We start from the raw sequence: 25,249 nt of genomic DNA, 5'->3' as shown, positions 1-25,249 counted from the left end.
TTCCTTGGGTATGGCGAAATCCAATTGTTAAATTGGAGAAATCGTCGTGTCCAAGGAATTTTTTATTGTTGTAAGAAAGTATAACTTAAATTTGAGAATTGGCAAGCTCCATGCGCCTGGCCCCTCGAGACGTTTCGATCCGCCCAATGAAGTCAAACAACGACTTCACCGGTCGGCCCAAGAGCGCTTGTCGGGGCTGAAACAAGGCTCTTGCGCTTTTCTTATTGGATGGAGGATACCGATGAAAAATCTAAAGGGATATATTTTTGACTTGGACGGCACCGTATATCTTGGTAAGCAATTGATAGAAGGAGCAGACACCATTATCAACTCTCTTATTGATGAAGGAAAGAAGGTGCTGTTCCTGACAAATAAGACGATTGAATCGCGCCAGCGTTATGTGGAAAAGTTGAACGGCTTCAATATCAATGCCAGCCTGGAGAATATTTTAAATCCGACGCTTACATTGATTGACTACTTGCGCGGGCACCATCCGGATGCCACCTTATACGTAATTGGTGAGCAGCCGATCAAGGATGAGCTTGTACTTGCCGGGTTCCGGGAGGGGATGGCACCAGCTGAGGTCGATGTCGTCGTGTTGTCATGGGACCGGGAATTTCATTACGATCACTTGAATTTTGCATACCAGTCGATAAAGTATGGTGCGAAGGTGATTGCAACCAATCCAGACAGAACCTGTCCGGTAGAGTTTGGCGATGTACCGGACTGTGCAGGAATGATTGGAGCGGTTGAAGCGGTTTCCGGGAAGAAGATTGATGTACAAATTGGAAAACCATCCATTCTGACAATTGAAGCTGCATTGAGAATTTTACAACTGCGGCCCGAAGAGTGTGTTATGGTCGGTGACCGCCTTGAAACGGATATACGAATGGGCATTGAAGCCGGAATGAAGACTGCACTGGTGCTCAGCGGGATCACGACCGAGGAGGATTTGAGAAGTACGGATTGGAAGCCGGATTATGTCCTGCCTTCAGTGAAGAGATTGTTATCGGAAAAAATGACATAAAAAAGGAAGCGGTGCTCGGACGCCGCTTCCTTTTTCATGCTATTCGATTCCTTTATCTTCCTTCATTAACTTCTTCATATCAATTTTAAGCATCCGGTCCATCGGGTAGGTGGTTGTATAGCGGTATTTATCAGCCCCGGACTCGAATACGACATAAAGTTCTTTTTGTACTTCCACTATCCCCTCTGGCATTGGAATGGCTTCAATACTCTGGCGCGGTTTTGCAGTGTATCCATCAAGGAACCAAAGAGGAACTTGTTTTCCTTCAACAGTAACAGAGGCATGGGGATCTTCTTTCAACGGGTATTCATAGCGGTACAGTACACTGTCGTTGGCTCTTCCGTATGAGGTACTCAGCGTTACTCCATTTCTTGCCGCTTTCTGTATGATGGCACCCTGGACTTTGCCGGTAGTGGAAAGGACGTAATCCGGTACGGCATTGTGGTCCGGCGATCCATTCCAGTGTTCTTTAGAAAGCATGTCATTGTTTCGTTCCAAGTCAAAGCCGATCATCCATGCATAGTGCATTTCTCCGTCTCTGTTCTCAATATGGTGCGACGGGTCGGTCGGGTAGGAGTTTGCCTCATAGAATTCCCCGACCCAGAGGATGCCTTCATCATAAACGGTGTAAGCAGCTTCCACCGGTAATGGAATCTGTTCTGTGAACTGAATTTCCCCATTGTCCTCGGCTTGCACGAGGTCGCTCAAATTGAAGCTGAACAAGTGATTCTCGGATGCTACCCAGCCATGATCGCGGCTGACGGTAACCCCGCCGGCATGACCGGTGTACGGTGTGCCGTCCGTATTGTAAAGGACCACGGATTTCACCAGTTCCCCGGACTTGCGGTCTGTTACGGTAATCGTACCAGGACGAATACCATCATCGATGTAGCTGATGGTAAGCAGCCAGTCTTTTTTCTTAAAGTAGGTCAGTCCTTGAGGAACGAGTCCCTGGGACAACCCGGCGATCACAGGACCGTCCGAGCTGATATCCCACAGACCTTGGTAGGCAGGATCTTTTTCATGTTCCCAGCGTTCCAGCTGGGTGATGATCTGGTGTTCCGGGGCAACCTGTACTGGATTCGATTTTCCCGATACATTCCCCGATGTATCCTCTGCGCTTACTTGTAAAGTGTACGTTTGGCTGCCGATCAATTGATAAAGAGTAAATGCGGTCTGCGTTGGATCTACGGAGTATTCAAGTTTGCCGTCTTTGTAGATATGATAACGGTATAGATCCGTTGCGGTTGATGCGTCCCATCTCAAGACAGCTTCGCCGCTTCCGGCAGCGGCCTCAAGATTGGCCGGTTGCTGAGGTGCTTCTTCATCTGAAACCGGACGATCCGGGGCTTGATCTTCAACCAGCCAACCCGGAGACGGATTTTGGTTTGCAGCCAATTTTTCCATCGTTCTAGTGTTATTCTTTGGATAGGTAAAGGTGACCGTTTGCTTTAAGGAAACGTCTTCTGCTGAGTAATCAGCTCTGACGATTTCGAGCCCGTCAGGATCATAAACAGTCAGAGTATTTCCGCCGTTTACCAGGCCGGCTATTCCATCAAGGATAATTGTGTCATCTTCTTTTAGATACTTACTTTTGTAGGAATAGAAATAGTTATAATTGAAAGCTTCGAGTGAAATAGGATTTATGGCTGAGTTTCTTGTCCAGATCACTACAGAGTCCCAAGGCTCCAAAATATAGCTTTCTCCGATTTCTTCATTCCAATTATAAGAGGCGAATCGATATCCGTTGAGATCAATTGGATCAGGGCTGTTGTTATAAAGCTCAAAGTATTCGAAGGCATCATAACCTGCGAAGTTATCGGTATTCGGGATCAATTCGGTGATAAGCAGGCTTGGTACCGGTACGTTTTCTGTCGGTCCTGTGACGAGTGCGGCTGAAGCTTCTGATTCGTTTCCAGCTTGATCAATCGCCGTTACCACAAACGTATACTCCCTGTTCAATTCCAGAGGGGATACGACCATACTTGTTTTATCTGCAGCGGCTGTCCCGTAAAGTGTCCCGTTGATGTAGACCCGGTATTCGGAAAGGTCGCTTTCTGTATTGGCGGTCCACAACAGTTTTACATGATCGTTCCCTGCATTATCTTTGAGACCTGTTGGGGCGTTAGGGGCTACTGTATCAACAGCCTCCTGAGGCACAGCCCGTACTTCTTTTGTTGCAGGGGATTCGTTTCCTTCCGAATCGACAGCTGTCACCCGGTACGTGTAAGCATCGCCATTTTCTAATCCGTCGATTGTCGAGGTGGTCGTTTTTGTTGAAGCTGCCGTCCCATCAGAATCGTAAATTTTATACGAGACTGCACCTGCTGAAGCTTCCCACTCCAGGAGTACTGATTGGTTGGAAGGAGTTGCCGTCAGGCTGGACGGGGTCGCCGGACCTGCCACCTGTTCAGTCAAAAGGACGGAAGGGGTCGGCTGCTCTCCACTACGGAGCTTCGTCATTGCTGCCGAGCCGCTAGCTTTGTAGATGATGCTACGGTTTGTAATCCCGTCGGCTCCACCGTCATTGATCAATGCAGTACTGAGAATATTGTCGTTCGCATCAGCGATTCCCACCTGGCGAAGGCTGCTGTCATGCAACCCCTGTCCGGAAGTGGTCAGCTTGATTTCGTATACCTTTTCTTGGGTGAGAAACATCCCATAGTTCGAGTTGAAGTCCCAAAGCGGTACATCAGGATAATCAAATTTCTTTAACCAGAGTACCAGCGAGTCTTTCGGCTGGATTGTTTTGTTTTGGATGGGCCATCGATTGGCCGGACTTGAGAAGTTACTTGTGAAGTATTGGAGCTGGTAGTCCTGCAGGTTGATAGCTTCTGAGGTGGTGTTATAGATTTCGACATATTCATGGGGCTGCCCGGATCCGGCAGATTTGGATACGATTTCCGTGATAATCAGAGGCGGAGCGGGCTCTTCCGCATTTGAGTTTTGAACTTGAAGCAAGAGAAACCCCAGCCCTAAAATAAGAATGGCAGCTGCCCAGCGAATGAATTTCTTTTTCAACGTCATTTCCTCCTTTTTAAAGGTTATTTATGTACAAATGAGAAGAACCCCATGACAACAGCATGTACGATGTCGTACACGCGTTTGACACAGGGTTCTCCTCATCTCTACCCACTATATTATTGATAGTTCAATCATACAATGAGTAACTTGGAGTAGCAATGAAAATTTATAAAAATTTCGAATTATCAGAATTTATTATTGAAATAACCGTGATGTTCGTTTATAATTAGCATAACAATCATATAGGTTCCGGCTTGGTAGGCAGAGTAGAAGAGATCACCTATGAAGCGAACGGTATGATTTCCTCACTATTTGGCGGGGGGATTAGCGTTCGTTTTATGGAGCGGTCTCTTTTTATCGTGAAAGGAGATGGTGGAATGGGGCATTTTATGAATGACATGTCAGGTTTCTTCTGGCAGCATGAAGTCTATTTCAGGATTGTGGTCAGTGCTGTACTGGGATTTATCATCGGCTGGGACAGGACATCAAAAAATAAGCCGGCCGGTTTAAAAACGTATACGTATGTATCGGTGGCATGTACGCTGATTACGATCGTCTCAATTGAGGGTGCGGAGATGCTCAGTCAACCGGATAGCGGAAAAGTGATGGATCCATTGCGTCTGGCTGCGCAAATTGTATCCGGTCTGGGATTCCTTGGTGCAGGGGTGATCCTGAAAGATGGGTTGCGGGTAAAAGGACTGACATCTGCTGCGATGATATTTTATGTCGGGGGAGTCGGTATTGGTATTGGAGCAGGATTTTATTCTATAGTCATCTTCGCAACACTGGTAACATTCATCATTACGAAGATAGGAAACTTCTTTGAAGAACGGGAGATTACGAGTGTCCGCCTTCCATGGTTGCGGAAAAAAAGAAAGACGGAGGAAGTAGAAAAAAAGGTTGGAACGTGAATGACAATAGGGGCAGGGACAAAACGAATAAACCACGACATAAAGACGAACAATTTCAGTGTATGTTCTTAATACCGCTAATGATTTCCGTGCAAGACTTCGCTTTCCGCGGGTAGCCCGTGAGTCTCCTCGGCGAGCCTGCGGGGTCTCACATTGGCTACTTCTCCCGCAGGAGTCTTCGTCTTGCACTCCAATCAACCGCTGGAAAGAGCTAAAATCTAAATGTACATTAAACAAAATAAAAACCCGAACTAATCTGCCTTCTTACAGGCAAATTAGTTCGGGTTTTACTTAGACTAAAACACTTTTGTCCCACCCTCTTCTTTGGTTAAAGATCCAAATTCCAAAGCCTTGGATCACCAGAAGATATCGCAAGTGCACCGGCTCTCAGTCCATTCAGAATATCTTCCTTATTACTGATCAGGCCACCGGCGATGATTGGCAGCACAGTCATTGTTGTCAGTTTATCAATGACGGATGGCATGAGACCGGGGAGGACTTCAATTGCATCCGGCTTGCAATTATGTGCAATATCAATTCCTTTGGCAAGAGCATTGCGGTCGATAAGAAAAAGGCGTTGAATCGTCATTAAGCCTTCCTCCTTTGCATATTTGATCAGGTTGCTCTTCGTGGTAATGATGCCGGTCGGCTTCCAGATCTCTGCTATGTATTTGATCGCACTCTTCGTATTGGACAGTCCATCGATGAAATCTATATGTATAAAAGTTGTTTTACCGGCGTTCTTCAGTTTTTTTACGTAGTCATTCATAGTTATCAAATTTCCGGTAAGGATGAACACGATGTTGACGTTTGACTGCACTGCCTTTTCCAGGTCTTCTTCTTCCTTTATAGATGCAATCACTTGCGATTGAACGATATCGATAATTTTATGCTTCATCTAATATGCCCCTTTAAATAGTCTGAAAATTTCCTCTTTAGTATAGCATAAATGAAAAGGTAGAGGTTTGGGCAAAGGTTTAATAATTTATTAAAACAAGTGGCAGTAGTTACCTTTGATACTGGAACCTAAATTAAAACAAATCTTAATTCAAATATAAGTATGCAATGGGGGGCGGCCCCCAAAAGCTATAAGGGTTACCGGGAAAAATCACAAGACCAAAACAAAGAGGACTCGTTAAAAATGTTACAATAGAACATAATAATTAAGTTCGCCAGAAGGGACAGAGGCAATGGTTGAGAAAAAATATCTTTTGGATGATTCTATTGGTTATAAACTATTTCAAGCTTCTCGATTGATGAACAGCAGATTAAATCAAAACTTCCGCCTCCATGAATACACGATTACGTATGAGCAATGGCAGGTTCTCAGCCGGTTATATGAGGAAGATGGACTTACGCAGAATCAATTGGCCATGACAATTGAAAGAGATCAAGGGAGTATTTCCCGTCTGATTGATAATATGATTAAAAGGGGTTTGGTAGGGCGCATTCCTGATGACACTGACAGGCGGATTAAACGCGTATTTTTGACGGAGGAAAGCCATAGGATTCAGGAAGAACTTGAAGAAATAGCGGTAAAGACTATTTCCCAGGCCACCCGGAACATGAGTGAAAAAGAATTAGAGACATGCTTAAACATGCTTGATCAAATAAGGGGAAATCTAAAATAAGCTGCAAACCGATGGCATTCACCGGTTTGCAGCTTTTCTTCTTCCTTGCCGTTTCTCGAAATCGATAAAGTGAAATATTTTACCATTTTCTTATTGACAATTGATAATGATAATTGTTATCATTTAATAAGTTAGAAAAACTTGTTTCAACAAGGAAAAATCAGTGAGGTACTCTCACTAATTTTTTTGCGTATAATTGATAATGATTATCATTTACAGAGGAATCAAGAAAAGTCATAGGTGTGAGGAAGAAGGTTATGAAACTAGTCCATTTGGTGATCTTGTTAATTGTTTTATCTTTCACATCACTTTTTGTAGGAGTATCCGATGTGTCACCATTGGATATCTTTCATTTAAGTGATGAACAGTTTGAAATCTTGCTCATAAGTCGTATTCCAAGGCTTGTCAGTATCTTGATAGCAGGTATGGCAATGAGTATTGTCGGCTTGATTATGCAGCAGCTCAGCAGAAATAAATTTGTCTCCCCGACAACAGCGGGAACGATGGATGCAGCCAGACTGGGGATTTTGGTTGCTTTAATCTTATTCCCTGCAGCCGGAATGATTGAAAAGATGGCAGTCGCTTTTGTATTCGCTTTAGCAGGAACATTTATTTTCATGAGAATCCTGGACAGGATCAAATTTAAAGATGCAATCTTTATCCCGTTAGTCGGATTGATGTTTGGGAATATTGTTGGTTCAATCACGACATTCTTTGCTTATAAGTATAACCTCATTCAAAGTATCGGCTCGTGGCTCCACGGTGATTTCTCCATGATTATTAAAGGAAGGTATGAACTTTTATATATCAGCATACCTGCCGTCATTCTTGCTTACATATTTGCAAATCGCTTCACCATCGCTGGAATGGGTGAAGATTTTGCCACAAATCTAGGACTTAACTTTAAACAGGTAGTAAATATTGGATTAATCATTGTTGCCCTCGTATCTTCCTGCATTATGCTTACAGTGGGTTCATTACCGTTTTTAGGATTGATCATTCCTAATATCGTCACGATTTATCAAGGAGATCACTTGAAAAAGAGCCTGCATCATACAGCGGTTCTTGGTGCCGTATTCGTTTTGATTTGTGACATTCTGGGACGAATCATCATTTTCCCATACGAAGTTTCCATCGGCTTGACTGTTGGTGTAATCGGGAGCGGAATTTTCCTTTATTTACTGATAAGGAGAAGAGCCCATGGGTTATAAAACAAAACTTACTATTCTCGCAATCTTATCCATTATATTGTCAGCGGTATTCTTGTTTTGGGATATTGGGGAGCATTGGGAATACATCCTGCCGAAAAGGGCGATAAAGATATTCGCCATCATCCTGACAGGAAGCTGCATTGCGTTTTCAACGGTGGTGTTCCAGACGATCACGAATAACCGAATCCTGACACCGAGCTTAATCGGTTTGGATTCACTCTATATGCTGATTCAAACGTTCATCGTCTTCTTCTTCGGAGGCGCAACTCTTTCCATGATGAGCAAGGGACATCACTATCTTCTTTCTGTAGGACTGATGGTCTTATTCGCATTAATCCTTTTCAGGTTTATTTTCATGAAAAAGGAAGGAAGGAATATTTACTTTCTTCTATTAATCGGCATCATCATGGGGACGTTCTTCGGAAGTATCACATCGTTTATGCAATTACTCATTGATCCCAATGAATTCCTGGTTGTGCAGGACTCCATGTTTGCCAGTTTTAACAATGTCAATACAGACCTTTTATGGTTGTCCGTCATCTTGTTGATTTGTGTAACGCTGTATTTCTTCCGCTTTGTGAAATATCTGGACGTCCTTTCTCTCGGAAGGGACCAGGCTGTAAACTTAGGGGTTCCTTATGACTTCGTTGTCCAGCGTTTGCTCATTGTCATAGCGATTCTTGTATCGATTTCAACTGCGCTGGTAGGCCCGATAACATTCCTGGGCTTGCTTGTAGTCAACGTCGCTCATGAGTTCTTGCGTACATATCGTCATTCTGTAATGATTACTGGTTCAATCCTGATCAGCATCGTGGCATTGGTTGGCGGGCAGCTGATTGTCGAAAGAGTATTCACCTTCTCAACAACCGTGAGTGTCATCATTAACTTTATAGGCGGAGTGTACTTTATTTATCTACTGCTAAAGGAGAACAGATCATGGTAGAAGTAAAAAATGTATCTAAGCTGTATGGCAATAAGAAAGTGGTAGAAGATGTTTCAATCAATATTCAAAAAGGAAAAATCACATCTTTCATCGGTTCAAATGGCGCCGGTAAAAGTACATTATTATCGATTGTTTCCAGGTTGATTCCAAGAAACGAAGGGTCTGTCCTTCTGGAGGGCAAGGAGATTACTTCATACAAAAGCAATGATCTTGCCAAGACGATTTCAATCCTTAAACAGTCCAACAATGTAAATGTCCGGATCACGATCCGCGAATTGGTAAGCTTCGGCCGTTTTCCATATTCACAAGGAAGGCTGACAAAAGACGATGAGAAATACGTTGATGAAGCGATTCACTATATGGAATTAGAAGAGCTGCAGGATAAATTTATCGATGAATTAAGCGGAGGACAGTTACAGAGAGCTTATATAGCGATGGTCGTTGCCCAAAACACGGAATATATCCTGCTGGATGAGCCTCTTAATAATTTGGATATGAAACACTCTGTCCAAATCATGAAAGCCTTGCGGAAAATGAGTGATGAACTCGGAAAGACGATTGTGATCGTCATCCATGATATTAATTTTGCGTCCTGTTATTCGGATTATATTGTTGCCCTCAAAAACGGCAGAGTAATACGTGAGGGGAAAACGGTAGATATCATTACAAATGAAGTTTTAAGAGAAGTTTTTGGAATGGATTTTGATATCCAGGAGATTAACGGAAACCGTATATGTGTCTATTTTACTTAGGTCTTAAATTATTTTGAAAATAATTTAAACATATAAAAAATATCTTAAGGAGTGGTATACATGAAAAAAAATCTTTTCGTTCTTTTAATGGCTGCAATGCTTATGCTTGTGTTGGCAGCTTGCGGTACAAACGAAGAAGCATCGGGTGATGCAGAAAATGTAGAAGCGGCAACATCTTCAAACGGCTCAACTGAAGCCAAAGAATCTGAAGAAATCACTGTGAAGCATGAGTTGGGTGAAGCGGTAGTAACGAAAAATCCTAAAAATGTGGTTGTGTTTGACTTTGGTGCATTGGATACATTGGATAAGCTGGGTATTGACGTGGCCGGCGTAGCAAAAGGAAGCTCATTGCCTGGTTATCTATCAAAATATGAAGATGATCAATATGAAAATGTCGGCAGCTTGAAAGAGCCTGACTTTGAAACGATTTATGGCATGGAACCAGAATTGATTCTGATTTCCGGCAGACAATCCGCTGCCTATGAAGAGTTAAATAAAATTGCACCTACTGTATTCATTGGTGTAGATAATGCTAATTACATGGAGTCTTTCACTCATAATGTTGAATTATTAGGTGAAATCTTTGGCAAGGAAGACGATGCTGAAGCAGAGCTTGCTAAAATCAATGATACAATTGCAGAACTGCAAGAAATGACAAAAGCAGATGACAAAAAAGGTCTACTGACATTGACAACAGGCGGTAAAATGAGTGCTTATGGTCCAGGATCAAGATTTGGTATCGTTCACGACGTCTTTGGTGTAAAACCAGCTGATGAGAATATCGAAGCTTCTACTCATGGTATGAATGTAACATTTGAATACATTGCAGAAACAAATCCAGACTACTTATTCATCATCGACCGTGATCAGGCCGTCGGAGAAGAAGCAAAAGCAAGCGAATTATTTAACAATGACCTGGTGAATAAAACAAATGCCGCTAAAGAAGGAAAACTTATCTACCTAGATCCAACAGTATGGTATCTTGCCGGCGGCGGTCTGACTTCAGTTGCACAACAAGTAGAAGAAGTAAAAGCGGGACTTGATCAGTAATGACTATCTATTAAATATGGATTATTCCAAAATAAATGCCCATTTTGTGATGGGCATTTATTTTAGATAAGGGTTGTTTTCAAACGTTTGGCAGGTTGGCCACCCGGTTAAATCTTTGATAGCTGAATTTTTTGGACGTTTGATCAATGACTTTTTTAGCCAGGGTGTGGATAAAAATTTTAGTAGAAAAGGAATTGAACAGAATGAAACAAATGAACAGATATATAGATTCAATGTTCGGGCATCAGGACGATCTTTTGGAGAAAGTTCTCTTATCCATAACAGAAAATGGAATGCCCTCCATATCGGTATCTCCTTCTTCAGGGAAACTTCTCTCTATGCTTATATCAATTACAGGAGCAAAAAATGTCCTGGAAATCGGCGCGCTTGGCGGGTATAGCGGAATTTGCCTGGCAAGAGGATTTGGAAGTGAAGGAAATCTCACGTCTCTGGAGCTGGAAGGGAAATACGCACAGTTGGCACACAGCAATTTATCGAAAGCTGGCTTTGGCGACCAAGTATCCTATAGGGTCGGTCCTGCTTTGGAAAGTCTTGAGAAGCTTGTTGGCGAAGGTAATCGATTCGACTTTTTCTTTATCGATGCTGACAAAGGTAATTATGAAAACTACCTGAAGTATTGTATTGAACTGGCTGAACCGGGTGCTTTGATTGTTGCTGATAACGTACTTGCACGAGGCAGTGTAGCAGATCCGGCGGTAGAGTCGAAGCATTCTACTGAGATAATGAAGAAATTCAATGAAACTGTGGCCGTTCATCCTCAATTAGAGTCCATTCTTATACCAATCGGGGATGGTGTGACGGTTTCCAAAGTGAGGAATAAATAATTACTCAAACATTTGCTGGCTGGAACCAAGGGGCTGGTCCACAAGTTCGATGAAACAAGAGATCTGTCCGCTGTTCCGGAATGTATGATCAGGTAAGAAAGGTCAGCAGCTGTACAGATATATAATAACCAAGCAGGGAGTCCATTCCCTGCTTGGTTTTTTAGAATTAGAATACGATGAAGTGCGCGATCAGCACAATAACCGGCAGCGTGATGACTGTTCTTTGGATGAAGATGATGAAGAGATCCAGGAAGCTTAATGGAATATTGGAACGCAGGATCAGGATCCCGATTTCAGACATGTAAACGAGTTGTGTCAAGGATAGGGCAGCCAATACAAAGCGTGTGATTTCGCTTTCGATGCCGCTTCCGATCACTGGCGGTAAGAACATGTCGGCGAATCCGATAAGCATCGTTTTGGATGCTGCAGCTGCTTCGGGGATTTGCATCCATTCCAGTACCGGTATGAACGGATAGGATATAATCTGGAACAAGGAGGTGTATTCTGCGACGATCAACGCAGCAGCTCCAAGGCTCATGACGAGCGGGATCAGACCGAGCCAGATATCAAGAACGGTTTGGACGCCGTTGATCAGCAGTTTCTTTGGAGAAGGAGCATGATGTGCCTTCTCGGCGGCTTTTTCCAGGCCCCACTTCCATTTCGAAACGCCTTCCGGGATCGTTTCATCAATCCGCTGGCCGACCGGTTCGTAGTAGGTGTCCGGTTTTCTTGAAAGCGGCGGGATTCTCGGCATGATAAGCGCGGCAGCCACACAGGCGAGGGCAACGGTTAAGTAAAACGGGATGAAGAGATGACCGAGACCGACGATATTTGCCACCACGAGGCTGAATGCAATGGAGGCAATGGAGAATGTGGTGGCGATGACCGATGCTTCCCTTTTTGTATAATATCCTTCGTCATATTGTTTCGTCGTGACGAGCACGCCGACGGTACCGGCTCCCATCCATGACGCCATACAGTCGATGGATGAACGTCCCGGCAGGGTGAACAGCGGCCTCATGAATTTATGGACGAGCGCGCCGATGAATTCCATTAGTCCGAACTCTACTAATAGCGGCAGCAGGATACCGGCAAACAGGAACCAGGTGAGCAGTACCGGAGCTAAATCATAAAGAACGACTCCTCCTGTATTTCGGGACCAGATAAACTCCGGTCCGATTTCAAGAATGGTCATGAGTCCGACGGTGAACCCCAGCACTCTGGCCGTGACCCCGGTCACCCCGATATCGAATAATCCTTTTAAAAACTTGTTCGACAGGATGAAATCGGGTTTCAATACTTTGGTGAGGATGGAAGCACTGGCGGATAAACCTAGAATCATAATGATTAATGCAGGAATGAATCCGCCGATTAATCCGTTTAAAAGCGAAGCAAAGATGCCGACTCCGATGGTGACTTCCCCGTTAAATTTAATGGGTACGAGAAATAACAGGGCTCCCAGCAGGGAAGGAAGGATGAACTTCCAGTAAGCACCAGACATAACTTGTTCTTTTACTCTGACTTCCGTCTTCATTTGTGTTCCCCCTTTTTATATAATGTGTTCCGCTTCTTGCGGTTCAATCTCCTTCTCATACTCTGTCAACGCTTCTTCAAGCATCGAGATGCCGATATCAAGATGCTCCCGGTCGATCGTCAATGGCGGCATCATGCGGATGACCTCTCCCTGGTTTCCGCTTAAGTAGAAGATGACTCCTTTTTCCAAGCACTTCTGGAGAATGTTCATTAAGCCATCTCCATTCGGTTTTCCAGTAATGGGATGGATGATTTCGATTCCCAGCATTAACCCGATGCCCCGGACTTGTCCAATGGAAGGATGTTTTTCTTTCAGGGCAAGCAGCTTGGTTAAGGCATAGTCACCTAAATGTCTTGCATTTTCGATCAATCCTTCTTCCTGCATTACATCAATCGTGGCACACGCTGCAGCACAGGCGACAGGATTTCCGCCGAATGTTGTACTGTGGCTGCCTACGGTCCATTGTTCCATCAGCTCTCTGGAAGAAACGGTGGCACTGAGCGGTAATCCGCTGGCAATCCCTTTGGCGATTGCCATAATATCAGGTGTAACGCCAAATCGGCTGGCGGCAAACCAGTCTCCTGTCCGGCCAAAGCCTGTCTGGACTTCATCAAAGATGAGCAGGATGCCGTGACGGTCACATATTTCACGGATTTTTTGCAGCCAGGCCCGCGGTGGAATGACATACCCGCCTTCTCCAAGTACCGGCTCAAGAATGACAGCTGCCACTTCATCAGGTGCAACCTGATGATTGAATAATCGCTCGAAATCTTTCTCAACATGCTCCGCCCAATACTCATCATGGTCCAGCCCATGGGGTGTTTCTGTTAGTTGAGCATAGGGCAATTGATACGTCATATTGGCTCCGACCGGTAAATGTCTCCGGTATTTACTTTTCGAGGTGGTCAGACTGAGTGCGCCCATCGTCCTGCCGTGGAATCCGCCAAGAAAGGAAACGACATAATGCCTTTTGGTCACATGTCTCGCCAATTTAACGGCTCCTTCGATTGCCTCCGCTCCGCTGTTCCCGAAGAAAAAGCAGTCAAGGGATTCCGGTAAAAGCGCTTTCAATTTTTTGGCCAATTGGATGATTGACTCATAATTGATGATTCCGATCGGTCCATGAACCAATTGGTCCACTTGATCTTTGATGGCAGCAATCACTCTCGGATGTCTGTGACCTGTGTTTTCCGTTGCAATGCCAGACGTGAAATCGAGATACTTTCGGTCATCGGCACCTATATAGAAGTAACCTTCTGATTTGACGACAGGAAGATTCGGAAAGTCCTTTGCCATCGTAGGAGCCAGCAACCCCTCATCATTAATGGTTTTCCAATCTATCATATTAACAGCTCCATTCGCAGAAAAATAATTATTGATTGAATTTTCCTACAATTATTCCGAGTGGTCAAATTGCAACTATTAATATATTTAATAGTTAAAATAAGGAAGAAATGAATGTAAAAGTCATATGAAGAGAGAAACAGGTGGGAAACCTGCAGCTTATTACAGAATCTGACTCTAGAGCGCTGAATCTTATTGTATAGTAGGGGAAAGGGGTTAATAGAAGCATTGAAAAGATTTATAGGTTTTTAGGCTTTTTTCATTAGGGAGTCCTAAAGTGGGACAATACCGAACATATCTTATTGATGAAGCGGTGATGGGGATGGAATTAAGGAAATTAAAGACTTTTCAAGTCGTGGCCGAAGAGTTGAATTTGACAAAGGCAGCCAAGAGGCTTACCTATTCGCAGCCCACGATTACGCTGCAAATACAATCTCTTGAAAAAGAATTGAATCATACCCTTTTAGCAAGGGTTGGCAACAAAACAATGTTAACGGCTGCAGGGATCAAACTGAAAGGCCATGTGGATCAGTTATTTATCCTGATGGACAAGATGGAAAAGGAGATGGAAGAGCTGAGAGGACCGTCCGGTGTCCTGACAATTGCAGCATCAGAGTACTATTGTCAAAGACAACTGGCAAAGGTGGTCAGGGACTATACGGATCTTTACCCTGAAGTGAAGGTCAGCCTCCTGCCCCTGAACAGCGTCCACGCCATTCAAAGTGTAAGGGATGAGGTAGCGGACTTGGCGATCATCGCCAGTGAGTGCGAGGGCAGCCATATGAGAAAAACATTCTTGGAAGAGGAGCAGGCGTTTGTAGTCGTTTCATCCGCGATAGGGGAAAATCGCAGCTTCGAGGAGATCCTAGAGGAACAGGCCTTTATTTCTTATCATGAGGATTGCAGCTTTAGTACGATCATCGACCATTATTTTATGAAGAACAATCTGCTCCCTCATTCGAAGATTACCGTTGGGGGAAGCGATGAAATGATCAAGCGTGCCGTCCTGAACGGAACGGGTTACGCAATCCTGGGGGAGAATGTAATCAAACAGGAGATAAAGAATGGAACCGTCACGATTCTCGACCAAGTATCCGAAACGATCTTGACGTCTGCTATAAATTTGAAGATTCGTTCAGAGGAACCGAATATCATGACGTTTTGTGAGTTTTTGAGGAATAGGTGGGACGTATAATAAGAAGTGGTGCCAGTTGCATGCTGCGTTTTCCCGATGGCGAAAGAGCTGTGGTGTCACAAGGAATTTAAAAGGACCTGTCCTCCAAACGAAGACAGGTCCTGATTTCATTTACTGTTGGGGGTTAGCGGGTGTACCGTGAATATAACCCGGTGCCGGATTCAATTTCGGTGCCTGTCCGGCAGGTTCGGGGTTCTCCACGTATGTGAATTGGCCTTGACCATCCATGGATGGACCGTTTGCCCAGCGTCCTGACTTACTTTCATCACCTTGTGAGCAATTAATGAACTGGTGGGCGACATCCTGTTTTTCATATTCCTTGTTGAAAGTGGAAGGAACGACGAGGCCTTCTTTTTCTTGCAGTTCTGCAATGGCTGCTGCCCATTGATTTTGATGCATGGTATCTCTGGCGATCAGGAAAGAAAGCATGTCTCTTACCCCTGCGTCATCTGTCATTTCGTAGAGACGCACGACTTGTAGTCTGCCTTGAGACTCGGCGTTCAGATTCGCCCTGAAGTCTGCAAGCAAATTCCCGCTCGCGATGGTGTATCTGGCATTCCAGGGATATCCCGCACTATCGTTCGGGCTGGCACCTAATCCATTGACGATGGCATGCTGTGGATTCATCCCGCCCATGATGCTTTTGATGACAGGGTCCTGGGCTGCTTGCTCCTGCTCTTCAACAGGTGCCTTATCGAGCAGCTGGGCAATCATGGTTGCGAGCATCTCAACATGGGCGATTTCTTCCGTCCCGATATCAAGGAGCATATCTCTGTATTTCTGTTCAGCTCTACAGTTCCATCCTTGGAACAGATATTGCATCATCACTGATATCTCACCATACTGACCGCCTAGGACTTCCTGCAGCTTCTTTGCATAAACAGGATCAGGACGATCAGGTTTGGCACGGTATTGCAGCTCTTTTACATGGAAAAACATAATGACCACTCCCTTTGGATGTATTTTTCTACTTTAAGTTGCCCAAATGAAAATAGAAGATTCATCCATAAGGAATTTTTATATCATTATTTCCTCTCTGAATGGGTGGAAATGGAGTCAAGACCAATATGGGTAAGCCCTTCTTCTTTGCTTTCTGAAAGAATCTTTATTTTTCCCCGATCTCCAATTATTCGGTGTGAACCAGATCCAACTATATGTACTATTGCCCTGAACTATCCTTTCTATATTTAATGTGATCTACCGCACCCCCGACAACCCCCGATTGATAAAATTATGCAAAATCACTGCCATCTCCCCGGGCGTCTTCTCCATCCCATTTTCGACCCAGTTTTTGATGACGTGAATACTTCCGCTGACCATGAATATATTGATGTATTCATACGTCTCCTGGTCGATCCCGCTGTCAGAAATCCAGTTTTTGAAGATGAATTCGTGGGTAATCATCATGCCTTTTTTCAGGAAGTACATATCGGTGTTTTCGCTGAGGAGTGTTTGGCATATGGCGTTTTTTTCAGCTATATAGTCGAATAGTTTTTCGGTCATTTGCAGGGCTTCATCTTCTTTAGAGAAGTTGTACCGGCCGAGTGTTGAGACGAGATCTTCGATGAATTCTTCTTCGATTGAGTCCAGGAGCTCGTATTGATTGGCGTAGTGGGCATAGAAGGTGGAGCGGTTGATGTCTGCCGCTTCACAGATTTCTTTGATGGTGATGCTTGAGATTGATTTATCCTGGAGAAGTTTCAGGAGGCTTTCCTTTAGAACCATCCGTGTGTATTTTTTGCGTCTATCCATTTTTGAGGTCACATTCAACGTTCCTTTCATTCGTTTTGGATTTATCCAACGTTATGAGTTGTTATGTTGGGTAACGTACATTCATTATGCAACTGTCCGTTGAATATCCAACACGGTGTTTATTATAATGATAATGTGAAAATGTAATAGATACAAGTGAGGTTGAGAAATGATAAATATAGCAGCATGGATCATAAAGCATAAGAAGACTGTGTTAATCGCGTTTATGCTGGTGACGATCTTGTCGACGGCGGCGCAGTTCTTTGTGAAGGTCAATTATAATATGGTCGATTATTTGCCGGATGATGCTCAGGCAACACAGGCGATGGAGATCATGGAGAAGGAATTTACGGGTGCGGTTCCGGATACCAGGGTCATGGTGACCGGTGTGACCATACAGGAGGCACTTGAGTATAAAGAAAAGCTGGAAGCCATTGACGGGGTTTCGGATGTGATGTGGCTGGATGATATGGTCGATCTGAAAACTCCTCTAGAGGTGGCGGACAAGGAAACGGTCGATAATTACTATAAAGATGAGAATGCGCTGTTTTCGATCAGTGTCCGTACCGGCGATGAGGTCCGGATTACAGATGAGATTTATGAGCTGATCGGTGAGGAAGGTGCAATTGCGGGAGAGGCAGCCAATACGGCGAGTTCTCAGAAGATGGCAGGAAGTGAGTCGATGTATGCAGGGATGCTGCTGGTGCCCCTCATTATTTTGATTCTGGTCATTTCGACGACTTCGTGGGTCGAGCCTCTGTTTTTCCTGACGGCAATCGGAGTGTCGGTGCTGATTAACTTGGGTACGAATATCTTCCTTGGGGAGGTTTCGTTCGTGACGCAGTCGGTGGCGCCCATCCTGCAGCTTGCGGTGTCGCTCGATTATGCGGTGTTCCTGCTTCACAGCTTTTCCGATTACCGGAAAACGACGGAAGATCCAGGAGAAGCGATGAAGCTTGCGATGAAGAAGTCGTTCCCTGCGATCACGGCGAGTGCGGCAACGACGTTCTTCGGATTTATTGCCCTGACGTTCATGGAATTCCAGATAGGGTCGGATCTTGGATTGAACCTGGTAAAGGGAATCGTCTTGAGCTTTATCAGTGTGATGGTGTTCCTGCCTGCACTGACGCTGGTTTTCTATAAGTGGATGGATAAGACGAAGCATAAGAGTTTCGTTCCGAGTTTCAAAGGGGTTGGGAACAAGGTATTGAAATTGAAGGTGCCGAGCCTGATTTTCGTGTTTGCCATTCTTGTTCCGGCATTCCTGGGACAAACGAATACATCCTTTATTTACGGAACGGGTGAGCAGCCTGAGAACACGCGCGTCGGGAGCGATTTCAAGAAGGTGGAAGAGGCATTCGGTGAAACGACGCCGATCGTCCTACTTGTCCCTAAAGGGGACGTGGCGAAAGAGGATGAGCTTGTGGAGGATATCGAGGCACTTGATTATGTGACAGGGGTCATCGCGTATGTGAACCAGGTCGGTGCTGAGATTCCGCCTCAATATCTGGATAAATCAATCACTGATGAATTTTATTCAGAAAACTACAGCCGGATTGTCATTAACACGAATCAGGGTACAGAGGGCGAGCTCCCTTTTTCAATCGTAGAGAAGGTGGAGAAAGCAGCTTCGGATTATTATGGAGATGAGGCCATGGCGCTCGGGGAAAGTGTGACGCTGTATGATATCAAAAATACGGTCACCAAGGATAATGTGGTCGTGAATGTGCTGACGGTGGTGACGATTGCTCTTGTCCTGTTGTTCAGCTTTAGATCGATTACGATTCCGATTGTGCTGCTCATCACGATCGAAGCGGCCGTCTGGATCAACTTGTCGATTCCCTACTTTACAAATACGCCGCTCGTGTTTGTCGGTTATTTGATCATTAGTACAGTGCAGCTGGCAGCGACCGTGGATTACGGTATTCTTTTCACGGAAGCCTATACCCACTATCGCAAGGAAATGCCTGCTAAAGAGGCAATGGTGAGGACGCTTGATGAAAAGACGTTCTCGATTTCGATTTCGGCAGCGATCCTTTCGAGTGTCGGGTTCATTTTGTGGATCACTTCGTCAAATCCGATTGTCGGATCAATCGGATTGTTGATGGGAAGAGGGGCATTGCTTGCCTTTATCATGGTCTTGTTTGTCCTGCCGGCGATGCTCCTGGTGTTTGATAAATTCATTAAGAAAACAACATATAAAGCAAATTATTATGAGGAGAAATGACGATGAGAAAAAAACAACTACTTTACACTGCACTCGCATTGATGCTGTTCTTGCCTTCATTTCTTAGTGTTCCTGCCCAGGCGGCAGAGGAAGGGAAGGTCGCTTCGAAGGATGAAGTGGTGTATGCGACGCTGAATGCAGGTGGAGGACTTGACCATGTTTATGTGGTGAACACGCTGGAGGTAGAGCGTGCCGGAAAGATCCTCGATTACGGGGAATTCAGCAGCGTCAAGAATCTGACTGATTTAACGGAGCTTGACAAGGAGGGGCAGAAGATTGAGGTTGATGCCCCTGAAGGGAAATTCACGTATCAAGGGAATATGAAGGAAGAGACGGAATTGCCCTGGAACGTGGAGATTTCATATGTGCTGGATGGGAAGAAAGTCGATCCTTCCGAGCTTGCGGGGAAAAGCGGGCATCTCGAAATTCAGGTGGATACAGCTGAGAATGAGAATGCGGAATCCGTCTTCTATGAAAACTACTTGCTGCAGGTTTCAATGAGCCTGCCGAATACGTATGAGAATATCGAAGCGGCTGACGGTATGGTCGCGAATGCCGGGAAGAATAAGCAGATCACGTTCACCGTTATGCCTGGAAAAGAGAAGAAGCTGAGCGTAGAAGCGGATGTGAAGGACTTCGAATTCAATGGAGTCGAAATCGCTGCTGTGCCGTCCACACTTCCGATCGATACAACGGGAACGAAAGGCATGACAGGAGACATGTCGGAACTATCGGATGCTATCGGGAAATTGAATGATGGTGTAGCCGATCTTGAGAATGGGGTGTCTGAATTGAATAGCGGAGCCGGTGCCTTGCGCGATGGTTCTGCTCAATATAAAAATGGTGTGGATGAACTGAGCGGTTCTTCTCTGGAACTTGTAAACGCATCAAGCCAGATCAGTGATGCACTCGGAACTATCGATCAGTCCCTTTCCGGTCAGTCTGCAAACGTGGATCTTTCAAGCCTTAATGAGCTGCCTGGTGGCCTGGATCAATTAGCCGGCGGCCTGAATGAAACGGCTAAAGGGTTGGAAACGCTGAATGCGAACTATTCAAAGGCATATTCTGCACTCGACGGGGCAATCAAAGCCATTCCGGCGAGTCAGGTGACGGAGGAAGATATCGCCGCACTGCGTGAAAGTTCAGACAAGCCTGAGGTGGTGGATCAACTGGCTGCATCCCACGCAGCCGCCCAGAGAGTGAAAGCGACGTATGCCAGTGTCGGCGAAGCTTTTGCTGCTGTTGAACCTTCTTTGAACCAGATGAGCGGGGCAGTGAAAGAGATCAGCGGTCAGCTGACATCGATCTCGAATAATCTTTCCACTTCATTGAAGGAAACGGATATGAGCGGACTGGCAGAACTGCAAAAAGGTTTGGGTGAATTGTCTTCGAAATATGGTCAGTTCCACTCCGGGTTGGTCAGCTATACGGATGGTGTTGCTCAGTTATCCACATCTTATGGGAAACTGCATTCGGGCATCGCTGAACTTTCCGGAGGTACCGGCGAATTGGAAACCGGTGTCGGCGAGCTTCATGATGGCACAACGGAGCTGCATCAGGAAACGAAAGACCTGCCTGAGAAGATGCAGAAAGAAATCAATAAGATGATGGATGACTATGATAAGTCCGATTTCAAGCCTGTATCGTTTGTTTCTTCAAAAAATGAGAATGTATCTTCCGTTCAATTTGTGATCAAGACAGAAAGCATCGAGAAGGAAGAGAAGAAAGTAAAGACAGCGGAACCTGAGAAAGAGAAGGGGTTCTGGGAGTTGTTTATGGATTTGTTCAGGTAAGAAGGATAGTGGAACTTACTTTGCAGGATACCTTTCCAAAATGGAGAGGTATCTTTTTTAGCGTCCAGATAACGATACGTATGCCTCTCGCAAAAAACAGACAGAAGCCCATTGACATTAAAACGGTTATGATATATTATTATCTCATATTCAAGATATTTAAAATCAAGATAGATTTTGGGAGGGGATAAGGAACAGGGATTATGCGGGCAGAAACGATCGGGCTGATACCATGTTAGGTTTATTGAATAGATTGTATCAACGAAACTCTCAGTCATAGTAAAAAAGCTTTTTTTTAATCAAATGTCTCGAAATCGAGATAAATACAGAAAGTTTATAGGAGGAATAATATATGGTAAGTCTTGGATTATTGATTATTCGTTTAGTTATAGGTGTGTTGTTCATTGGTCATGGGGCACAGAAGTTGTTTGGATGGTTTGGCGGACATGGTTTGAAAGGTACCGGAGGATGGTTTGAGTCGATCGGGATGAAGCCTGGTGTGAAGATGGCACTTCTGGCAGGTTTGGCAGAGTTGATTGGAGGAGTATTATTTGCGCTTGGGCTATTAACTCCGTTTGCAGCTATCTTGATTGCAGCGACGATGTTCATGGCAATCATCAAGGTCCACGGGCAGAATGGAATATGGGCAACATCAAACGGATATGAATATAACTTGACGCTCCTCGCAGTGGCCATCGGTATCGCGTTGGTTGGCCCCGGTCAGTATGCATTGGATGCAATTTTATTTTAAGAATATAGTTGAATTAGAAAAAACATATTGGTGGTTGATCTTAGATTCGTTGGTAGACGAATCTGGGGTCAGTCACCATTTTTATCATTGAACTTATACATATTCCCGTTATAATGAAGTTACAACATGTAAACGGATACATAATGAGTTCAATTTTGAAAAAATAGGAGGATATCATGGGGAGAATTGTGCATTTTGAGATTCATGTGGATGAGATGGAGCGGGCTAAGACGTTTTATGGTGAGGTATTCGGCTGGTCATTTCAGGATTGGAGCGATTTTGCGGGGATGCCTTACTTTGGTGCAGTGACTGGCGGAGAGGACGAGCCCGGAATCGACGGGGCATTGATGCAGCGACAGAGTGCTCCTCCTGAACCTGGTCAGGCAATGAACGGATATGCCTGCACAATGGGTGTGGAAGATTACGATGCGATCGAAGCGAAAATCCTGGAGAATGGCGGCAAAGTGGCCATGCCTAAATATGCGCTGCCAGGGATGGCGTGGCAGGGGTATTATGTTGATACGGAAGGCAATGTGTTCGGCATTCATCAGCCGGATGCGAATGCGAAATAAACTGCGGAACTGTTTCCTGTAAGCTGATAATTGGTGCTTGACTCACGATTTTGTATCGGGGCAGGCACCCTTTTTTTGATGAAGCATTTAATTAAAGTAAGGGAAGGGCACAATTATCCTGATAAGAGGTACAATAAATTTATAAAGGTCACAATTCAATTGAAGCAGGGAGCAATTGTCGGAAAATAGGGCACAAAACGTTGTGGATAGTGGAGAATGATTGGTGTTCGGCTTGTTTATGCTTCATTTCATAAATGTTATGAAACCGAATGAAAAGGTTGGGGGTTCCCGGCCGCCTATTCGAATACGAATATAAGAAAAAATGTCCTGTGACTGAGTCACAGGACATTTATTTATCGTAAAGTACCGCGTTCTTCTTTCTTCGCTGGTGCGAACCAGCCGAGCAGCGCGATGGCAACCAGGACGCCATAGAAGATAAGGGTCCAGACGGTGCTGTGAGGGAAATCGTGGTCCAATACGTGAATGTCTTTATGGGCCAGTGTGATGACTGCAAGCTTCACCCCTACCCATGCAACGATGGCATAAGCGGTTGTTTCGAGTGCCGGGCGTGTTTCAAGCAGCTTTACAAACCATGTTGCAGCATACTTGATCAGGACCAGTCCTGCGATTCCTCCGAGGACGACGATCAGGAATTTCCCACCGTCCATGCCGCCGAAATCCGGAAGCGGTGAATCTGGAAGTCCAAGGGCGAGGGCCACAGCAGCAAGAATTGAATCGATTGCAAATGCGAGATCTGCCAGAGCGATCTTGCTGACAGTCGGCCAGAAGCCTTTTCCTTTCGCTTCTTCTTCCGTGTCTTCGCGGATATTTTCACTTTGTTTACCAAAACGTGCTTTGATGACATGTTTTAAACCTAAATAAAGCAGGTAAGCTGCTCCGATGGCCTGTATCTGCCAGACATTCGCAATAAAGGAAATTGCGAATAGTGCTCCAAAGCGGAAAGCAAATGCGAGAAAGATACCATAGCTGATGGCTCTCTTTTTCTGATCATCAGGCAAATGTTTTGCGATGACGGCAAGGACAAGCGCGTTGTCAGCAGATAACAAGCCTTCCAGGCCGATTAAGATCAAGAGTGTCCAACCGTATTCCAACCAAATTGATTCCAAAATGATTTCTCCTTTCATATGTAACCGGGTAAGCGGGTTTTTACAAAAAGCCGCTTACAGGGATAGAGGTGACAAGTGGCGATCGTCCCTTTTGTTCAGGAAATGATCGTCCAATGGAAATATCTCATCCCGATCTTGAACATCCCTTTTTGAAAGTTCGTCTCCAGTGTTTATCTTACCACTTAGTGTGCTCCAGATTCATCTGTGAATGTCATTTTCATCAAAATTTTTTGACAAAAATGTGAGAACGCGAAATAGAGCCTTTCTGAACGAGAGGCTCTGTGGATAAAAATGCAGGATGATGCCTATTTATTGCTGTTGAATTTATATTGGAACTCAGGAGCGGTCTTGGCGAAGTATCCGCTTCGCACCTGGCCAGCCCAGTTGTGAAGGGCCTCTCTCCATTGTACGCTTTTAAAAAATAAGTCAACAGAGTTAGCAGCGTCCGACCTCCAGATAATAGGGGTGAAAGGAGCAAGCTGACCAGTCCAGATGCCGTTGACCTTATGCAGCATACTATTTTCGATGACCATCAGGAGAGGGAGACCGCGTTGATAGGCCATGGATGGTTCGATCTGCAGGAATGGTGAATAGGATTCACCTTTGTCGGTTGGCCTGGCTGGTTCCAGCAGGGCGGCTGCCATTCCATAGCTGGAATTGATCATTGTGCGGATATTTTCAAGTGTTGTATCGGGATACAGGTCGGTGGCCGGCAATGTTCTGGGAAACAGAAGGACTTTTTTGATTTCCTTGAACATACGGATGATGAATCGCTGCTGCTTCGTAAACGGGGGCACCGGCGGGATCGGACCAAGTGAATAGATGCCCTGATGGCTGAAAAAGACGGGAACCCTGAAGAGTGCCGTCGCTGCATCATTGAGATCTTGAAGGTCCTTGTGCTGCTGCTCGACTTCCTCAGTCGATAATCCGTCCGAGTCCGCTCGCTGGTCAGTCGCATTCGTTTCTTCCATACTGCTCATGATTTTTTCACCTCCATGGTAAAGGATATTCAGGGGTATGCAGGGGTGATTGGACAAGCAGGGAGTTGAGGGGCTGCTGCAAGGGCTTACGATTAAATATTGCATGGAGACTGGTCAATTATTGAATCCAAATTTATTCTGGTAAATCAGGTGGCTGTCCCTATCAAATCTAGGAGAAAAACATAAATATAGTAGAAATTTGGTGCTTTCGCGTTTGCCCCACAAGACATCACCGATGCTTGCGGACGGCAAATTGTTACCGTAAGAGGAGGATTGTTCCTGGGTTTTATTGGCTGCTGAAAAGAGTTTTAGGGTTTATTCTTATTTTATAAAATGGGGGACGGTTCTCTGGGGCTGGTCCTTTTTGTATTTTGAAGGATCATTCGATTTATTAAAATTTGACTATGTTAATAGTAGTGGTTGATTTTGGAATTGTTCTGGTGATTGGAGTGGAAGACGAAGACTCCCTCGGAAAAAGTTATTATGACGGGTATTCAAACCACTTAATCTGTTTTTGAAAATTTTTTATCATGATACCTAGTCTGAATTAATTCCTATATTTTTAATTTGTTCAAAATAT

General features: G+C 44.8%; 21 protein-coding genes. 13 read left to right on the top strand and 8 right to left on the bottom strand.

Features of this window, described 5'->3' with window-relative positions; translation table 11 throughout:
* The first annotated feature begins 241 nt into the window (after positions 1-241).
* Entirely contained in the window at positions 242-1,027 is a 786-nt protein-coding gene (locus HP456_RS04345; protein ID WP_172248782.1) for an HAD-IIA family hydrolase, read from the top strand.
* Positions 1,028-1,066: 39 nt separating this feature from the next.
* On the opposite strand, the gene HP456_RS04340 is transcribed toward HP456_RS04345, so the two are convergent.
* Entirely contained in the window at positions 1,067-4,048 is a 2,982-nt protein-coding gene (locus tag HP456_RS04340; protein ID WP_172248781.1) for a lamin tail domain-containing protein, read from the bottom strand.
* A 380-nt stretch (positions 4,049-4,428) separates the two neighbouring features.
* On the opposite strand from HP456_RS04340, the gene HP456_RS04335 reads away from it, so the two are divergent.
* Positions 4,429-4,962, top strand: coding sequence for an MgtC/SapB family protein (locus HP456_RS04335; protein WP_376766192.1), 534 nt, complete (start codon positions 4,429-4,431; stop codon positions 4,960-4,962).
* Positions 4,963-5,290: 328 nt separating this feature from the next.
* Here HP456_RS04335 and HP456_RS04330 read toward each other — a convergent pair whose 3' ends face one another.
* Positions 5,291-5,860, bottom strand: coding sequence for a glycerol-3-phosphate responsive antiterminator (locus tag HP456_RS04330; protein WP_172248780.1), 570 nt, complete (start codon positions 5,858-5,860; stop codon positions 5,291-5,293).
* A 292-nt stretch (positions 5,861-6,152) separates the two neighbouring features.
* Here HP456_RS04330 and HP456_RS04325 point away from each other — a divergent pair, with 292 nt between their 5' ends.
* The 6 genes from HP456_RS04325 (at position 6,153) to HP456_RS04300 (ending at position 11,394) form a co-directional block, all read left to right on the top strand.
* Positions 6,153-6,593, top strand: coding sequence for a MarR family winged helix-turn-helix transcriptional regulator (locus HP456_RS04325; RefSeq protein ID WP_172248779.1), 441 nt, complete (start codon positions 6,153-6,155; stop codon positions 6,591-6,593).
* 257 nt (positions 6,594-6,850) lie between these two features.
* Positions 6,851-7,804, top strand: a complete 954-nt coding sequence (locus tag HP456_RS04320; protein ID WP_172248778.1) for an ABC transporter permease — start codon at positions 6,851-6,853, stop codon at positions 7,802-7,804.
* Positions 7,794-8,747: an iron chelate uptake ABC transporter family permease subunit gene (locus HP456_RS04315; RefSeq protein WP_172248777.1), complete on the top strand. Its 954-nt coding sequence runs from the start codon at positions 7,794-7,796 to the stop codon at positions 8,745-8,747. The genes HP456_RS04320 and HP456_RS04315 overlap by 11 nt, the downstream gene beginning before the upstream one ends.
* Positions 8,741-9,499 carry an iron ABC transporter ATP-binding protein gene (locus HP456_RS04310; protein WP_172248776.1) on the top strand — a complete coding sequence of 253 codons (759 nt, stop codon included), beginning with the start codon at positions 8,741-8,743 and terminating at the stop codon, positions 9,497-9,499. Before HP456_RS04315 ends, HP456_RS04310 begins: the two co-directional genes overlap by 7 nt.
* A 60-nt stretch (positions 9,500-9,559) precedes the next feature.
* Positions 9,560-10,549 (top strand): siderophore ABC transporter substrate-binding protein, encoded by a 990-nt coding sequence (locus HP456_RS04305; RefSeq protein ID WP_172248775.1) that lies wholly within the window; start codon positions 9,560-9,562, stop codon positions 10,547-10,549.
* Positions 10,550-10,752: 203 nt separating this feature from the next.
* The gene (locus HP456_RS04300) at positions 10,753-11,394 is read left to right on the top strand and encodes an O-methyltransferase (RefSeq protein WP_172248774.1); all 642 of its coding nucleotides are present in this window, start codon (positions 10,753-10,755) and stop codon (positions 11,392-11,394) included.
* A gap of 166 nt (positions 11,395-11,560) precedes the next feature.
* On the opposite strand, the gene HP456_RS04295 is transcribed toward HP456_RS04300, so the two are convergent.
* Positions 11,561-12,928, bottom strand: coding sequence for a YjiH family protein (locus HP456_RS04295; protein ID WP_172248773.1), 1,368 nt, complete (start codon positions 12,926-12,928; stop codon positions 11,561-11,563).
* Positions 12,929-12,943: 15 nt separating this feature from the next.
* Complete coding sequence (locus HP456_RS04290) at positions 12,944-14,272, bottom strand: aspartate aminotransferase family protein (protein WP_172248772.1); 1,329 nt, start codon at positions 14,270-14,272, stop codon at positions 12,944-12,946.
* Positions 14,273-14,549: 277 nt separating this feature from the next.
* Here HP456_RS04290 and HP456_RS04285 point away from each other — a divergent pair, with 277 nt between their 5' ends.
* Positions 14,550-15,467, top strand: coding sequence for a LysR family transcriptional regulator (locus HP456_RS04285; protein ID WP_172248771.1), 918 nt, complete (start codon positions 14,550-14,552; stop codon positions 15,465-15,467).
* A gap of 111 nt (positions 15,468-15,578) precedes the next feature.
* On the opposite strand, the gene HP456_RS04280 is transcribed toward HP456_RS04285, so the two are convergent.
* Complete coding sequence (locus HP456_RS04280) at positions 15,579-16,406, bottom strand: manganese catalase (protein ID WP_172248770.1); 828 nt, start codon at positions 16,404-16,406, stop codon at positions 15,579-15,581.
* 258 nt (positions 16,407-16,664) lie between these two features.
* Positions 16,665-17,219, bottom strand: coding sequence for a TetR/AcrR family transcriptional regulator (locus HP456_RS04275; protein WP_216663174.1), 555 nt, complete (start codon positions 17,217-17,219; stop codon positions 16,665-16,667).
* Positions 17,220-17,388: 169 nt separating this feature from the next.
* On the opposite strand from HP456_RS04275, the gene HP456_RS04270 reads away from it, so the two are divergent.
* From HP456_RS04270 to HP456_RS04255, 4 genes are all read left to right on the top strand, one after another.
* A complete protein-coding gene (locus HP456_RS04270; RefSeq protein WP_172248768.1) occupies positions 17,389-19,446 on the top strand; it encodes an efflux RND transporter permease subunit in 2,058 nt (685 codons plus the stop codon).
* Between the two features lie 2 nt (positions 19,447-19,448).
* Positions 19,449-21,239 carry a YhgE/Pip domain-containing protein gene (locus tag HP456_RS04265; protein ID WP_312857730.1) on the top strand — a complete coding sequence of 597 codons (1,791 nt, stop codon included), beginning with the start codon at positions 19,449-19,451 and terminating at the stop codon, positions 21,237-21,239.
* Positions 21,240-21,591: 352 nt separating this feature from the next.
* Positions 21,592-21,990: a DoxX family protein gene (locus HP456_RS04260; protein ID WP_172248766.1), complete on the top strand. Its 399-nt coding sequence runs from the start codon at positions 21,592-21,594 to the stop codon at positions 21,988-21,990.
* 176 nt (positions 21,991-22,166) lie between these two features.
* Entirely contained in the window at positions 22,167-22,562 is a 396-nt protein-coding gene (locus HP456_RS04255; protein WP_172248765.1) for a VOC family protein, read from the top strand.
* 353 nt (positions 22,563-22,915) lie between these two features.
* Here the strand turns inward: HP456_RS04255 and HP456_RS04250 are convergent, their stop codons facing one another.
* Together HP456_RS04250 and HP456_RS04245 are read right to left on the bottom strand one after the other, a co-directional pair.
* Complete coding sequence (locus HP456_RS04250; RefSeq protein WP_172248764.1) at positions 22,916-23,689, bottom strand: MeeY/MeeF family manganese export membrane protein; 774 nt, start codon at positions 23,687-23,689, stop codon at positions 22,916-22,918.
* Between the two features lie 305 nt (positions 23,690-23,994).
* The gene (locus HP456_RS04245) at positions 23,995-24,669 is read right to left on the bottom strand and encodes a hypothetical protein (RefSeq protein ID WP_246288728.1); all 675 of its coding nucleotides are present in this window, start codon (positions 24,667-24,669) and stop codon (positions 23,995-23,997) included.
* Positions 24,670-25,249 lie beyond the last annotated feature (580 nt).

The sequence above is a fragment of the Bacillus haikouensis genome (assembly GCF_013179555.1).
GTDB classification, from domain to species: domain Bacteria; phylum Bacillota; class Bacilli; order Bacillales; family Bacillaceae_B; genus Rossellomorea; species Rossellomorea haikouensis_A.
Note: the sequence above shows the minus strand (reverse complement) of the source record. Positions and strands in the feature narration are given on the sequence as shown.